This window comes from Paracoccus sp. DMF, from assembly GCF_004407025.1.
Lineage (GTDB): Bacteria > Pseudomonadota > Alphaproteobacteria > Rhodobacterales > Rhodobacteraceae > Paracoccus > Paracoccus aminovorans_B.
This window is the reverse complement of record NZ_SOKV02000002.1, coordinates 1-14,835: the sequence shown is the minus strand read 5'-3', so window position 1 is coordinate 14,835 and position 14,835 is coordinate 1. Positions and strand designations below refer to the sequence as shown.

The 14,835-nt window shown below is 71.2% G+C and carries 13 protein-coding genes; 7 read left to right on the top strand and 6 right to left on the bottom strand.

Annotated features, from left to right (window positions below):
• Nucleotides 1-2: 2 nt before the first annotated feature.
• The 5 genes from E3D03_RS01295 to E3D03_RS01275 all read right to left on the bottom strand — a co-directional run bounded on the left by E3D03_RS01295 (nt 3) and on the right by E3D03_RS01275 (nt 5,057).
• Nucleotides 3-1,205: a PQQ-dependent sugar dehydrogenase gene (locus E3D03_RS01295; protein ID WP_263565470.1), complete on the bottom strand. Its 1,203-nt coding sequence runs from the start codon at nt 1,203-1,205 to the stop codon at nt 3-5.
• Nucleotides 1,206-1,297: 92 nt separating this feature from the next.
• The gene (locus E3D03_RS01290) at nt 1,298-2,353 is read right to left on the bottom strand and encodes a saccharopine dehydrogenase (protein WP_263565469.1); all 1,056 of its coding nucleotides are present in this window, start codon (nt 2,351-2,353) and stop codon (nt 1,298-1,300) included.
• A gap of 20 nt (nt 2,354-2,373) precedes the next feature.
• Nucleotides 2,374-3,225, bottom strand: a complete 852-nt coding sequence (locus E3D03_RS01285) for a C40 family peptidase (protein WP_263565468.1) — start codon at nt 3,223-3,225, stop codon at nt 2,374-2,376.
• Nucleotides 3,222-4,616, bottom strand: coding sequence for a leucyl aminopeptidase family protein (locus tag E3D03_RS01280; RefSeq protein ID WP_263565467.1), 1,395 nt, complete (start codon nt 4,614-4,616; stop codon nt 3,222-3,224). The genes E3D03_RS01285 and E3D03_RS01280 overlap by 4 nt, the downstream gene beginning before the upstream one ends.
• A 63-nt stretch (nt 4,617-4,679) precedes the next feature.
• Nucleotides 4,680-5,057: a hypothetical protein gene (locus E3D03_RS01275; RefSeq protein WP_263565466.1), complete on the bottom strand. Its 378-nt coding sequence runs from the start codon at nt 5,055-5,057 to the stop codon at nt 4,680-4,682.
• Between the two features lie 143 nt (nt 5,058-5,200).
• Here E3D03_RS01275 and E3D03_RS01270 point away from each other — a divergent pair, with 143 nt between their 5' ends.
• Nucleotides 5,201-5,851 carry a carbonic anhydrase gene (locus E3D03_RS01270; protein WP_062561508.1) on the top strand — a complete coding sequence of 217 codons (651 nt, stop codon included), beginning with the start codon at nt 5,201-5,203 and terminating at the stop codon, nt 5,849-5,851.
• Nucleotides 5,852-5,877: 26 nt separating this feature from the next.
• Nucleotides 5,878-7,122, top strand: coding sequence for a kynureninase (gene kynU, locus E3D03_RS01265; RefSeq protein ID WP_263565465.1), 1,245 nt, complete (start codon nt 5,878-5,880; stop codon nt 7,120-7,122).
• Nucleotides 7,123-7,128: 6 nt separating this feature from the next.
• Here kynU and E3D03_RS01260 read toward each other — a convergent pair whose 3' ends face one another.
• A complete protein-coding gene (locus E3D03_RS01260; RefSeq protein ID WP_062562278.1) occupies nt 7,129-7,896 on the bottom strand; it encodes a DeoR/GlpR family DNA-binding transcription regulator in 768 nt (255 codons plus the stop codon).
• Between the two features lie 193 nt (nt 7,897-8,089).
• Here E3D03_RS01260 and E3D03_RS01255 point away from each other — a divergent pair, with 193 nt between their 5' ends.
• From E3D03_RS01255 to folD, 5 genes are all read left to right on the top strand, one after another.
• The gene (locus tag E3D03_RS01255; RefSeq protein WP_263565619.1) at nt 8,090-9,223 is read left to right on the top strand and encodes an iron-containing alcohol dehydrogenase; all 1,134 of its coding nucleotides are present in this window, start codon (nt 8,090-8,092) and stop codon (nt 9,221-9,223) included.
• Entirely contained in the window at nt 9,223-10,740 is a 1,518-nt protein-coding gene (locus E3D03_RS01250) for a M14 family zinc carboxypeptidase (RefSeq protein ID WP_263565464.1), read from the top strand. The genes E3D03_RS01255 and E3D03_RS01250 overlap by 1 nt, the downstream gene beginning before the upstream one ends.
• The gene (locus E3D03_RS01245) at nt 10,673-10,936 is read left to right on the top strand and encodes a hypothetical protein (protein WP_263565463.1); all 264 of its coding nucleotides are present in this window, start codon (nt 10,673-10,675) and stop codon (nt 10,934-10,936) included. Before E3D03_RS01250 ends, E3D03_RS01245 begins: the two co-directional genes overlap by 68 nt.
• Nucleotides 10,937-11,043: 107 nt before the next feature.
• Complete coding sequence (locus tag E3D03_RS01240) at nt 11,044-13,824, top strand: patatin-like protein (protein WP_263565462.1); 2,781 nt, start codon at nt 11,044-11,046, stop codon at nt 13,822-13,824.
• 219 nt (nt 13,825-14,043) lie between these two features.
• Nucleotides 14,044-14,835 (top strand): bifunctional methylenetetrahydrofolate dehydrogenase/methenyltetrahydrofolate cyclohydrolase FolD (folD, locus tag E3D03_RS01235; RefSeq protein ID WP_263565461.1); only part of this gene is annotated, 792 nt, incomplete at its 3' end.

Genomic DNA, 14,835 nt, shown 5'->3' with positions numbered 1-14,835 from the left:
GGCTAGCGACCGCGCCGCGTCAGCCGCACCAGGCTGCCCGGATCGCCGTCGATCAGCACCAGGAGCGCGCCGTCCGGCGCCACCTCGATGTCGCGGACGCGGCCGATGCCCTCGGCCAGGCGCTGCTCGCCGGTGACGCGACCGTTTTCGATCTTCAGCCGCACCACGGCCTCGGCGCGCAGGCCGCCGATCAGCGCGTCACCCTGCCATTCCGGGAACATCGCGCCCTGATAGAAGGTCATGCCGCTGGGCGCGATCACCGGATCCCAGTAATAGACCGGCTGCTCCATCCCCTCTTGCGCCGTCAGCCCGGCGCCGATGGGATTGCCGTCATAGTTCTGGCCATAGCTGATGATCGGCCAGCCGTAGTTGCGGCCGGGCTGCGGCTGGTTCAGCTCGTCGCCGCCGTTCGGGCCGTGCTCGACGGTCCAGAGCCGGCCCTGCGGATCCAGCGCCGCCGCCTGGATGTTGCGATGGCCGAAGGACCAGATCTGCGGCTGGCCGCCGCCCTTAGCGAAGGGATTGCCCGACAGCGCCGCGCCGGTCGCGGGGTCGATGCGCAGCACCTTGCCCAGGTGGTTGTTCCTGTCCTGCGCGACCGGCATCTCGGGCGGCAGGCCGCGCTCTCCGGTGGTCACGAACAGCGCGCCGTCGCGGTCGAAGACCAGGCGCGAGCCGAAATGCTGCTGCGAATCGATGCCGGGCTGGCCTTCGAAGATCACCCTGACGTCTTCCAGCGCCGTGCCGTCCCGGGACAATCGGCCGGTGCCGACGGCGGTGCCGTTCTCGCCGCCCTGGCGCGGCTGGGAAAAGCTGAACCAGACCTGCCGGGTGCGGGCGAAATCCGCTGCCACCGCCACGTCCAGAAGGCCGCCCTGGCCGTCGTCGTCGACCGCGGGCAGACCCTTCAGCGGTGCGGAGAGCGTGCCCTCGCGGTAAAGCCGCAGGTTGCCCGGCTTTTCGGTGATCAGCAGGCTGCCGTCGGGCAGCAGCGCCATGCCCCAGGGGTCGTGCAGCCCTTCGACCAGCGGGGTCCGGGCCAGGCGCAGGGCCTGCGGCATGACCGGCGCCCGGGTCTGGCCCTGGAACGCCGGGGTCTGGCCCTTGGCGTTCGGCGGTGCGTCGTTGAAATCGGCCCGCGCGGCCGGGGCGGCCAGCATCAGCGCCAGCAGGGCAAGGGCCGCGGGGCGTCGCAATGGTGTCATGTCGTCGTCCTTTCTGCTGCGGCGCGCGCGGGGCGGCGCGGGTCTGCCACCCAACCCCGGGCGGCGCGGCTTGTTCCGATCCGGCGGGCCATTCAGTCGAGCCGCGCCAGATGCGCGGCGAATGTCGCCTCGGCGCGCGCCCATGGCCCCGGGCCGCCGCGGTCCAGTTCACCCAGCACCGGCAACAGTTGCGCGGCATAGTCGAGCGTGCTTTCGCGCGGCAGCAGCGAGGGCAGGTTGTCGATCGCCATCACGTCGAGCGGCGGCGCCTCGGCCACCCGCGTGACCGGCTGCGCCCAGTCGGTCACGCGGTCATAGACCTGCACCGGGTTGAAATCGCTGGAGGGGTCGCAGGCGACGTCGCCGATCACCGTCAGCAGCCGGCCGGGCTCGACCGCGTCGGGGGCGACGAAGACCGGCGTCTGCGGCCCGGCGAGGATGCAGTTGATGAAGAGCTCATGCGCCAGGATCTGCGGGAAGGGGCCGCCGCCCGCGGTCTCGGCCATGTCCCAGCGCATCGCCTGGACCCCCATCGCCGTCAGCAGCGCCAGGGCGCCGCCGCCGACCCGGCCGAGCGCACCGATGACCAGCGCGCACGGGCGCGGCGCGCCGGTCGCGTCGAGCTCGGCCCGCAGCTCGGCCTTCAGCTGCTCCTGCGTCGGCCAGGCCGCGACCGGGCCGCAGATGGTGCCGCGCCGCTGCGCCGCCCAGGCCTTCAGCGAGATGGCAGCCCCGGCGAAGCCCGCCCAATGGCCAAAGGCCGCCAGCCGCCGGCCGCTGTCGTCGGTCAGGTATTCCAGATCGAGCAGCCGCCCGCCGCCGTCGCGGAACCGGCGCAGCAGCGCCTGTCCGGCCGGCTGGCCCTTGAAGGCATGGCCGAACATGATGTGGCGGTGGACCAGCGGTCCGCCCGGAGGCAGCTCCTTCAGCCCGAAGACGATGGCATCGGCGGGGGCCTCGGACCAGCTGCCCGGGGCGGCGATCTCGGCCCCGGCGGCGGCGTAATCGGCGGTGGGCAGGATGCGATGCGGGCTATCCTCGACCGTGATGCGGAAGCCGCCTGCGCGGAGCTGGCGCGCGCCCTCGGGCGTCAGGCCGGCGCGCTGCTCGTTGTCGCGCGATTCGCTGCGAAGCCAGAGATGGACCATGGCGGGCTTCCTTTCGGGCGTCAGGGGAAGGGGGCGCGGGCGCCGGCCGGGGGGCGGCGGGCGCCCCGGAACGGGCCCTGCCCGGCGGCGTCGATGCGGGCGATGGCTGCGGCGATGGGCTCGATGATGACGGCCATGGCGAAGGCGGTGGCGTGGATCATGCGCAGGGCGTCCAGCGCCATGGCGACATGGCCGGGCCAGAACAGCAGGTCGCCGCGGCGGATCTCGCCGGAGGCGGGCGGGAAACCCGCCTGCTGCATGTCGCTGTCGCCCGGGCAGGCGATGGCGCAGGCCATGAGCGCGCCTTGCGCCAGGCCCGAACAGTCGATGCCGCAGCGGCTGTTGCCGCCCCACAGATAGGGCGTGCCGAGCAGCGTCTCGGCCACCGCCGCCGGGTCGGGCGCCGGCTGGTCGGCGATGTGCTGCTCCGGCACCCAGCCGCCGCGCGCCAGCCGGGCAAATCCGCCCTGCACGCCGGTCACCGACAGCCGCGCGCCCAGCGACAGCGCCATGGTCTCGGGCGTCTTGAGGTCGGGGCCGCTATAGACATGCGTCGCGGGGGCGCTGACGCGATGGGTGACCTGTGGCAGGTCGTGGTCCAGCGCCTCGGCCCGCAGCCAGCCGCAATAGCCGTCGGCCAGGGCCTGGACGAAGGCCCAGCCGTCCTGCTGGTCGATCACCACCAGTTCGGCGCCGAAATTCACCTGGCGGTCCCGGGTGCCCTGCGGCGCGCGGCACAGGTCGGCGCCCGGCACCGCCAGCCGCGCCGGGCGTCCGGCGGTATAAGCCGGGCGGGCCAGACGGCCGCGCAGGGATTCCAGCGCCACCCGCTCGGTCGCCGGGGTCAGGCGGCGGTCGAAGCCGGCGTTCATGCCAAAAGCTCCGGCAGCGCGTCGAGCAGCGCGCGCATGCCCTGGCCGGTGCCGCCCTTGGGCCGGCCTGGCGCGGCCGAGGGTTGCCAGCCGTAGATGTCGAAATGCGCATACCGCCCGGCGCCGGCGGCGAAGCGGCGCAGGAACAGCGCCGCGGTGATCGCGCCGGCAAAGCCGCCCGAGGGCGCGTTGTCGAGATCGGCGATGCCCGGCTCGATCATCGCCTCGTAGGGCTCCCAGAAGGGCAGGCGCCAGACCGGGTCGGCCGCAGCCATGCCCGCCGACTGGATCGCGGCGGCGGTGGCGTCGTCGTCGCAGAAGAAGGGCGGCAGCTCGGGCCCCAGCGCCACCCGCGCCGCGCCGGTCAGCGTCGCCATCGAGATCAGCAGCGCGGGCGCTTCCTCGGCGGCCAGCGCCAGGGCATCGGCCAGCACCAGCCGGCCCTCGGCATCGGTGTTGTTGATCTCGACCGTAAGGCCCTTGCGGCTGGTCAGGATGTCGCCGGGGCGGAAGGCATTGGCGGAGATGGCGTTTTCCACCGCCGGGATCAGCACCCGCAGCGACAGGCCCCGGGTCAGGCCAAGGCTCGCCATGGTCTCGGCCAGGCCCAGCACGTTCGCGGCGCCGCCCATGTCCTTCTTCATCAGCGCCATCGAGGCGGGGGGCTTGATGTCGAGCCCGCCGGTGTCGAAGCAGACGCCCTTGCCGACCAGCGTCAGGCGCGGGCCGCTGCCCGGGAAGCGCAGGTCGATCAGCCGCGGTTCCTGCGCGCCGGCGCGGCCGACGGCATGGATCATGGGGAAATTCGCGTCGAGCAGGTCGGCGCCGCGCGTCACTTCGACCGTGGCGCCGTGGCGGGCGGCAAGGGCGCGGGCGGCCTCTTCCAACTCCGCAGGCCCCATGTCCGAGGCCGGGGTGTTGATCAGGTCGCGGGCCAGGTATTCGCCCGCCGCCATGGCGAGCAGCCGGCGCGGCTCCACGCCCGCGGGGCAGACCAGCCGGGCGCGCGCCGGCTCGGCCGCCTTGTAGCGGTCGAAACGGTATTGCGCGAAAAGCCAGCCCAGGGCGGCCCGCCCGGCATCGAAGCCGTCGGGCAGGTTTTCCAGCCGCCAGGTCCCGGCCGGCAGCGCCTCGGCCGCGCGGGCCAGCGGGAAACGCTCGCGCCCCGGCGGCTGGTCTGCCGCGCCCAAGCCAAAAAGCGCGCCGGCCAGCGCGCCGTCGGCCGCGGGCAGCAGGCAGAGCTGCCCCGGCTTGCCGGCAAAGCCCTGCGCCCGGGCCCAGCTTTCGGCGAACGCGCCGAGCCCCGGGGGTAGCATGGGACCGGCATCGCCGCTATGCACCAGCCAGAGCGGCAGCGACGGGTCGGCGGGATCGGCAAATTCGGGAATCATCGGCAGGGCTCGTTATGGGTTTGCTTGCGCGCAGCCTAGCGTTCGGCGCGCGCGGGTCGCAAGTCACGACGGCGCGCCGGGATCCCAGATCTGGGTCAGCGAGCGGTTGCCGATCCGTTCCAGCCGCGCCACGGTCGAGCCGAGCGCCGTCGCATCCCGGCGTTCGGCGCAGGCGCCGACGTCGATCGCGACGCCCGCCAGCGTCACCAGCCCGACCTGCCAGGCCAGCCGCGACAGCTGGTCGGCATGGTTGACCACCGCGCCCAGGTCGCTTTCCTGCGCCGCCAGCACCGTGCGGCGCAGCGCCCGCGCCAGTTCCTCCAGCGCGGCGCCGATCACCTGGGCGGCGCAATCCTCGCCCAGTTCGCGGACGATCTGTTCCAGCCGCTGCAGGTCGATGCGAATGGCGTCGTTCATGGACAGGATGGCGATTTTCGACATTTCATCTTCCGGCAGCTGCGGCGGTCACGTCCGCGCAATCTGTCACCAATCCCTCAAGAAAAGGTTATGGGCGGTGCGCTAAACCTCTCGAACTTTATCGGTTCAGCGGTTATCAAACCGCACGAACGGTAGATGAGGAAGCCATGAACCAAGCCCGTCCACTGCCGAATTACCTGGTGCAACGCTATCACGGATGGCGGGCGACCGCCTTTCAGGAAAACCGCGTCTGGTATCGCCGCCTGGCCGAGGACGGCCAGCATCCGCGCGCCATGGTCATCGCCTGCTGTGATTCGCGGGTGCATGTGACCTCGATCTTCGGGGCCGATACCGGCGAGTTCTTCATTCACCGCAACATCGCGAATCTGGTGCCGCCCTATGCGCCCGACGGGCAGCAGCACGGCACCTCGGCCGCGGTGGAATATGCGGTGAACACGCTCAAGGTCGCGCATCTGGTGGTGGTGGGCCACACCAGCTGCGGCGGCGTGCAGGGCTGCCTGGCCATGTGCTCGGGCCATGCCCCGGAGCTGGAAGAGAAATCCAGCTTCGTCGGTCGCTGGATGGACATCCTGCGCCCCGGCTACGACCGCGTGGCCGAGCTGCCGCCCGAACAGCAGGTCCGCGCGCTGGAACGGCAGGCGGTGCTGGTGTCGCTGGAGAACCTGATGACCTTCCCCTTCATCAGGACGGCGGTCGAATCGGGCGACCTGTCGCTGCATGGCGTGCTGCATGACATCGCCGGCGGGCTGCTCGAACAATACGACCCCGCGGTGGACGCCTTCGTCGACATCGTCTGACCGGGCCCCGTCGCAAGGACCATGCCATGACCCTGCCGGATCGTTCCGCCATCGCGGCGATGGATGCCAGCGACCCGATGCGCGGCTTGCGCGACGCCTTCATCCTGCCCGAGGGCGAGGTCTATCTGGACGGCAATTCGCTGGGCCCGGCAACCCATGCGGCGCAAGCCGAACTGGCCCGGGCCGCGACGCAGGAATGGGCGCAGGGGCTGATCCGCAGCTGGAACAGCGCCGGCTGGTTCGACCTGCCGCTGCACCTGGGCGACCGCATCGGCCGGCTGGTCGGCGCGGCGCCGGGGCAGGTGGTGGTGGCGGACACAACCTCGGTCAATATCTACAAGGCCCTGCATGCCGCCTTGGCGCTGCGTCCGGGGCGGCGCAGCATCGTCGCCGAATCCGGCAGCTTCCCGACCGACCTCTATATCGCCGAGGGCGTGGCCTCGACCCTGCCCGGCACGCGGCTGCGGCTGGAGGGCGTCGATGCGCCGCGGATCGAGGACATGCTGGACGGCGACGTGGCGGCCGTGCTGGTCAATCACGTGAACTACAAGACCGGCGCCCTGCGCGACATGGCGGCGCTGACGGCGCGGATCCATCAGGCCGGCGCCCTCGCCATCTGGGACCTGTGCCATTCCGCCGGTGCCCTGCCGGTCGCGCTGGACGCGGCCGAGGCGGATTTCGCCGTCGGCTGCACCTATAAATACCTGAACGGCGGGCCGGGTTCGCCGGCCTTCATCTATGTCGCGACGCGGCACCAGGACCAGGCGCGGCAGCCGCTCAGCGGCTGGTGGGGGCACGCGCGGCCCTTCGCCTTCGAGACCGGCTTCCAGGGCGATCCCGGCATCCGCCGCTTTCAATGCGGCACCCAGCCCATGCTGTCGATGCGGGCGCTGAAGGGCGCGCTGGAGGTCTGGGACCGGGTCGACATGCAGGCGCTGCGCGCCAAAAGCGTGGCGCTGACCGAACTGTTCATCCAGTTGGTCGAGGGGCTTTGCGCGGGCTGCGGCCTGGTGCTGGAATCGCCCCGCGATCCGGCGCTGCGCGGCAGCCAGGTCGCGTTCCGGCACGACCATGCCTTTGCGGTGATGCAGGCGCTGATCGCGCGCGGCGTCATCGGCGATTTCCGCGCGCCCGCGACGCTACGCTTCGGCTTCACGCCGCTTTACACGCGCCACATCGACGTGCTGGACGCCGCCGAGACGCTGGCCGATGTGCTGGCGAGCGAAAGCTGGCGCGACCCGCGTTTCGCGCTGCGCACGGCGGTGACCTGAGGGCGCTCAGCCCGGCGGGCAGACCCGGACCTCGGTGCCCCATTCGGCGCAGCGCCGGGCCAGATCCTCGGGCAGCGGACGGTCGGTGAAGACCGCGTCAAGCTCGGACAGGCTGCCGATGCGGGCGGGCGCCGGGCGGCCCAGCTTGGAATGGTCGGTGACCAGGAAGGCATGGCGCGACTGGCGCAGGATCGAGCGGCTGACCCGCACCTCGGCCAGGTCGAAGTCCAGAAGGTCGCCGTCATGGTCCAGGGCCGAGGTGCCGATCACCGCGTAATCGACCTTGAACTGCTCGAAGAACTGCGTCGTCAGCTCACCCACCAGCCCGCCGTCCGAGCGCCGCAGCGCGCCGCCCGCGACCATGATCTCGCAGCCCGGATTGGCCAGCAGGATATTGGCGACATTCATGTTGTTGGTGACGACGGTGATGTTGGAGTGATGCACCAGCGCCTGGGCCACCGCCTCGGTCGTGGTGCCGAGGTTCAGGATCAGGCTGCAATTGTCGGGAATCTCGGCGGCGCAGGCGGCGCCGATGGCGGCCTTGGCCTCGGCATGCATGCGCCGGCGCGCCTCATAGCCCAGGTTCACCGCCCCGGCGCGCGGCACCGCGCCGCCATGAACGCGGTCCAGAAGCCCGGCCTCGGCCATTTCGCCCAGGTCGCGGCGGATCGTCTGCAGCGTTACCTCGAACCGCTGGGCCAGGTCGTCGACCAGCACCCGGCCCTCGGCGCGGGCGAGTTCAAGGATTTCGCTCTGGCGGATGCTGAGGGCCAAGGGGCTCTCCATGGCTGGAACGGTTTCACCTTAGGCGAAGCGCGGGCGCGCGCAAGCGTTCCCTACGCCGCGATGCAGCGGCGCCGATGTTCGGATGCGGGCCGAACCGGGGCGAAACGAAAGCCGCTTGACCCCGCGGCAGGGGCGGTGCAGCCTGCCGCCGGTTTTTCAAGGACAGGCCCCCATGACCCCCATCGCGCCCTTCGCCTTTGCCCTGCCGGCCCGCATCGCCTTTGGCCGGGGCGAGGCGCAGAAGGCGCCGGCGGCGATCCGCGCGCTTGGGCCGCGCGGCGTGCTGGTGCATGGCGCGAACCCGGCCCGCGCGGCCTGGCTCTTGCAGGCGCTGCGGGCCGAGGGGGCCGAAGTCCTGCCCATCGCCTGCGGCGCCGAGCCGACGATGCCGATGCTGGAGGAGGCGCTGGCCCGCGCCAAGACTTTCGGCGCCGACTGGGTCGCGGGTCTGGGCGGCGGCGCGGTGCTGGACTTGGGCAAGGCGCTGGCCGGGCTGATCCCGGCGCCGGGCGGCATCATGGACCATCTCGAGGTCGTGGGACGCGGGTTGCCGCTGGCGGCGCCGCCCTTGCCCTATGTCGCGCTGCCGACCACCGCCGGCACCGGGGCCGAGGCGACGCGCAATGCGGTGATCGGCCTGCCCGAACATGGCCGCAAGGTCTCGATCCGCGACGAACGCATGCTGCCGCGCCTCGCCATCGTCGATCCGGCGCTGACCGATGGCTGCCCGCGCGGCGTGACGCTGGCCTCCGGCCTCGACGCGCTGGCGCAGGTGATCGAGCCTTATGTCTCGGCCAAGGCCACGCCCTTCACCGATGCGCTGGTGCGGCCGGTGATCCTTCCGGGCCTGCGGGCGCTGAAGCAGCTGATGGAGGAGGAAGACGCGCAGGCGCGCGATACCATGGCCTGGACCAGCCTGTGCGGCGGCATCGCGTTGGCGAATGGCGGGCTTGGCGCCGTGCATGGCCTTGCGGGCGTGATCGGCGGCGTGACCGCGGCCCCCCATGGTGCGATCTGCGGCGCGGCTCTGGGCCCGGTGCTGGCGATGAACCGCGACCACGCCCCGGACCCGGCCCGCGTCGAGGAAATCTGCCGCGCCATCGCCGAGGGTTTCGGCGGCACGGCGGCCGATGCGCCGCGGACCCTGGCGAGCTGGGCGCGCGCCGCCGGCCTGCCGGGCCTGCAGGCGCAGGGGCTGGACCCGGCGCGGCACCAAGCGGTGGCCGAGGCCTCGCTGGCCAGTTCCTCGATGAAGGGCAATCCCTTCGCGCCCTCGGTCGCGCAGCTTTGCGAGGTTCTGCGCAAGGCCGGCTGATGACCGAGAAACTGCTGTTCCAGGCGCGCTATCCCGCCACCCTGTCCTGCCTGATCCGCGATCTAACCTGCACCCGGGCCGAGATCTGGAGCTTCGACGATGCGCCCACCCGCCGCGCCACCGAGCTGGCGCTGGCCCGGCGCGGCGTCAAGGCGCGCTGCCGCTCGGCGCTGAAGCCGCTGCTGCACGCCTTCCTGGAGGAAATCGAGACCGCCGGCCTGGCCGAGGCCAGCATCACCTGCCCGTGCCACCCCGAGGCCGCGCCGGGCCGCTTCCTGCTGGAGGCCTATCCGCTGCCGGCGCTGTTCCCGCTGACCGCCTTCGATTTCCACGAAGGCCCGGACAGCGCCGCGATGCCGGCCTATCGCGTCAGCCTGGGCTATGTCTCGGGCGAGCGGCGCGAGGTCACGGTGCTGGCGCCGAACCGGATGCACCGCGACCAGTCGGGCCATCCGGCGCTGTCGCCCTGCGGCTGGCTGGTGCAGGACGGGCAGGGCGGGCCGCTGCTGACCGATTGCGAGGCGATCTTCCGCGATGCCATGCGCTGCCTGGCCACCCAGCCCTGGCTCTCCGAGCCGTTCTTTCAGCGCCTCGACATCGCGGTGACGCTGCCGGTGCGCGACCGGGCGCTGGGGCATGGCGACGAGGCGGTCTCGGTCATCGAGGCGCTGCACGAGGACCTGTATTTCTCGGCGCTGGACCAGTTCCGGCAGCGGCTGGCGCGTCCCGCGGGCGACCGCAGCCTGCGGCCGGGCCAGATCGTGCCCAGCGTCCGCCATGGTCCCGACCACAGCCTGCGCATCGCGACCCGGCCTTGGGACAGCGGCCCGGCCGATCCCGGCCAGCAGGCGCTGGACGATGCGCGCGAGCCGCTGTCGTCCGGGCAGATCGCCGAGGAATTGGCGCGGCTGCCGGGCCGGCGCTTCCAGGCGCATTCGACCGCCGGGCGGGCGGTGCCGGCGCTGTATCTGCCGGGGCGCGACCGGGCGATGATGATCTCGGCCGGGCAGCACGCGAACGAGGTCTCGGGGCCGGTCGGCGCCTTGCGGGCGGCGCGCGACCTGGCGCGGCGCGAGGGCGCGCATTTCACGCTCTGCCCGCTGGAAAACCCCGACGGCTATGCGCTGCGCCAGGAGCTGGCGCGCGACAATCCGCGCCACATGCTGCATGCCGCGCGCTACACCGCGCTCGGCGACGATCTGGAATATCGCGATGCGCCCCGGGCAGAGGCCGAGATCCGCGCCGTCGCGCATCACCTGTCGGGGGCGCTGCTGCATGTCAGCCTGCACGGCTATCCGGGGCATGAATGGCTGCGGCCCTTCAGCGGCTATGTCCCGCGCGGCTTTGAAAGCTGGACCATGCCGCGCGGCTTCTTCCTGATCCCACCATCCCGGCTGGGGCGCCATCGCCGCCCGGCTGGCCGAGGCGGTCGCGGCCCGGCTGCGTCAGGTGCCCGGCCTTGCGGCGCGCAATGCCGCGCAGCTGGCGCTGGCCCGCCAGCACGGGCTTGCCCATGAGGCGCCCGGCGGCTTTGCCCGCGTGCTGACCGAGGATGCCCGCGCCGCGACGCCGCTGCTGCTGATCACCGAATACCCCGACCAGACCCTGCTGGGCGATGCCTTCACCGCCGCGCATGAGGCGCAGCGCGCCGCCGTGATCGCCGCCTATGACGCGCTGCAAGAGCTGGACCTGGCCGACCGCCCGCTCGCCTGAGGCGCGAAATTCGCCAAGACAAAAGCGGCATATCCGCCTATCCTGCTGAAACGGAAGGGCTCTCGGGGACTGCCGACCGGGGCCGCCTTGGTTCGGGAGAGCGTGTCATGGTTGAAGAGGCCACCGGCGAGGTGCGTTTCGCCGTCGTGCTTTACGGCGGCGTCTCGCTTGCCATCTACATGAACGGCATCGCGCAGGAACTGCTGCGCATGGTGCGCGGCAGCTCGAACCTGCCCGATACGGCGCTGGACGAGGGCGAGCGGATCTATCGCGATCTGTCGCGCGCCCTGGCCGGCCCGCGCGGCGGGCGCAAGCGCTTCGTCATCGACATCATCTCGGGCACCTCGGCCGGCGGCATCAACGGCGTGGCGCTGGCCAAGGCGCTGGTGGTCGGCAGCCGCGACATGGCGGTGCTGCGCAAGGCCTGGACCGTCGATGCCGACATCGACAAGCTGCTGAACGACGGCGCCGGGACGCTGAACCCCTTTGCCCCGACCGAGTCGCTTCTGGACGGCGCACATATGTATGACGTGCTGCTGGAAACCATCGCGGCGATCCGCGGCGACGATCAGCCGCTGGCGGAAATGGTCGACCTGTTCGTGACCGCCACCGACCTGCGCGGCGTGCCGGCGCCAATCCACCTGACCGGCGCACGGCTCGAGGAAAAGGTCCACAAGACCGTCTTTCACTTTGCCTTCGAGCAGGAGCGGCACAACGATTTCACCCCGGATAACGACGCCATGCTGGCCTTTGCGGCGCGCTGCACCTCGTCCTTTCCGGTGGCCTTTCCGCCGATGCGCTTTGCCGACATGCCGCATGGCGCCAAGGACCAGGCGTTCAGCCGCTTCTTCCGCAAGGGGCTGGCGGATTACGACCAGCGCATCTATGCCGACGGCGGCTATCTGGACAACCGCCCCTTTAGCCATGCGATCGACCTGATCCCGTTCCGCCCCACCACCCTGCCGGGCGAACGCAAGCTGCTGTTCGTCGACCCCTTCCCGGCGCCGCGACCCGAGCGCGACGAGAGAACCGGCGTTCTGCGGCCGCAACCGCCCGAGCCGGTCGATTTCCTGCAGAACGCCCGGCTGGCCGCCTCGACCCTGCCGCGGACCGAGGTGATCCGCGACGACATCCGCACCATCACCCGGATGAACAACCGCCTGGAACGGCTGGGCACCCTGCAGGCGCGCTGGAAGCAGGACAAGGGCCATATCCATCGGTCTGCGCATGAGCAGCAATTGCGCGAAAAGCCCCGCGACTTGACCGAACTGGACCTGGCCGACCTGCTGACGGGCCGGGACTATGGCGACAGCTATGCGCTTTATCACCACCTGCGGGTCTATGACACGACCGACAGCCTGACCGCCATCGTCGCCCGGCTGGCGGGCTATGCGCCGGACTCGGACGAGGCGCTGTATCTGCGCCAGATCCTGCGTGCCTGGCGCGACCGGCATTTCTCGGCCTATCGCGAGGATGGCCGGGAGACCGAGAACGCCTTCCTGTCGCGCTATGATATCGGCTTCCGGCTGCGACGGCTGATCCACCTGCGCCGGCAGATCGACGACAGGCTGGACGCGGACAATCTGCCGGCACCGCAATCCCCCGCGCTGCTGCGCGCGGCCCGCAAGCTGGTCGAGCGCGAACTGGTCGCGGTGCGGCGCCTGGCCGACCCGCGCGAGGCCGATGCCGCAAAGCTCTTGACCCCGGACGAGATCGCGCGGCTGACCGCCGAGATCGCGGCCCATTACAGCGAGGCCATGCAGCAGCCGACGCTGGAAAAACGCTACGGGCTGGCGCGCAGGGTCTATGAACAGCCGGCGATCCGGCCGCTGGTCGACCGGGCGCTGCGGCAACTCGGCACCGACATGCGGCGGGAATTCGACAAGGGCAGCGCCCGCATCCGCGAGGGGCTGCACGACCTGCCGGACATCCTGGCCGATTACGAGGATTTCCACTGGCACGACGTGATGACCTACCCCTTCCTCGAAGGCTCGGACGTGCAGGAACATGCCCAGGTCGAGGTGTTCCGCATCAGCCCGGCCGACAGCGCCTTGAACCCGCGGCCCGCGAAGCTGGCCGGCATCGCGGTCGGCGCCTTCGGCGGCTTCCTGAACCGCGACTGGCGCGAACACGACATCCTCTGGGGCCGGCTCGACGGGGCCGAGCGCATCGTCGCCGCGCTGATGTCGGACCGCCCGTCCGAGGAACGCCGGCTCTGGACCGACCGGCTGCAGAACCGCATCCTGGCCGAGGAATATGCCGACAAGCCCGGCCAGACCCGCCGGCTGGCGCTGCTGAAGGCCAAGCTGCGCGACGCCCAGATCGACGAGGACGCCTTCGAGGACACCGCCGCCCGCGCGCTGGGGGTCAAGGATGCCCCGGCACTGGACCTGGGGCGGTTTCGCGACAATTACAGCGAGCTGAAGCCGATCGGGCCGCGCGCGCCGCAGATCGCCGGCTGGAGCAGCCGCAGCATGGCGATCCTGTCGCGGATGATCGACGACCTGCCCGACGACGGCATCCTGGGCATGCTGGGCGCCCGGGCGGCGGCGGCGCTGCGGGCGGGCGGCGGGCTGATCTCGGGCTTCACGCGCTTTGCCATGCCGGGCAGCTATCGGCGCATGGTCGCGGACAAGCTCTTGTATCTGGCCATGTTCGCCGGGCTGCTGGTCGGGTTTCTCGGCTGGTGGACCGGCTCGGATATTGCCCGGGCGGGCTGGCTCGTGCTGGTCCTGTCGGTGGCGGTCTGGCTGGTGCTCTATTCCTTCGGCCGCTGGCTGCGCGGCCGCGGCACGCTGCCGCAGGCGCTGCGCTGGTTCCTGGGGCTGATCGCCATCGGGCTGATGGCAACCGGCCTCGTCACCGTCGCAAAATCTCTGCTCGGCTGACGCAGGCCGGGTCGCAAAATCGCATCCTTCCGTCGCAAAACTGCCCGGCTCCGGCGGGGAACGGCCTGAAAAAGGTTGCGAAAATGGCAAGACATGCGCGGCCGGAACCGGGCAAGCCTCAGCCAAGGTATGGGTTTGCAGGTCTCGGTGCCTGCGCTATCCGCAATGGCGGTCGGAACGAACCGGCCAGCAGGGGCGGAAAGCGAAGGAGGATAGTGTATGACGGCAGAAATCATTGACGGGAAGGCGTTTGCCTTGGGCTTGCGGGGGCGTGTTGCCGATGCGGTTGCGGGTCTTGCGGCGCGGGGGATCGTTCCGGGGCTGGCGGTGGTGCTGGTGGGCGAGGATCCGGCCTCGGAGGTCTATGTCAGGAACAAGGGCATCCAGACCCGCGAGGCCGGCATGGCCTCCTGGGAGCACAAGCTGCCGGCCGAGACCGGGCAGGCGGAGCTGCTGGCGCTGGTCGGGAAACTGAACGCCGACCCGGCGGTGCATGGCATCCTGGTGCAGCTGCCGCTGCCCGCGCATATGGATGCCGAGGCGGTGATCAACGCCATCGAGCCCTCCAAGGACGTCGACGGCTTCCACATCCTGAACGTGGGCCTTCTGGGCACCGGGCAGAAGAGCATGGTGCCCTGCACGCCCTTGGGCTGCCTCTTGATGCTGCGCGACCGGCTGGGCGATCTCTCGGGGCTGAACGCGGTCGTGGTCGGGCGCTCGAACATCGTCGGCAAGCCGATGGCGCAGCTCTTGCTGGGCGACAGCTGCACCGTCACCATCGCGCATAGCCGCACGAAGAACCTGGCCGAGGTCTGCCGCAGCGCCGACATCCTGGTCGCCGCCGTCGGCCGGCCGCGGATGATCCCCGGCGACTGGGTCAAGCCCGGCGCCACGGTGATCGACGTCGGCATCAACCGCATCGAGGAGGACGGCCGCACCCGGCTGGTCGGCGACGTGGACTTCGACAGCGCGGCCAAGGTCGCCGGCGCCATCACCCCGGTGCCGGGCGGC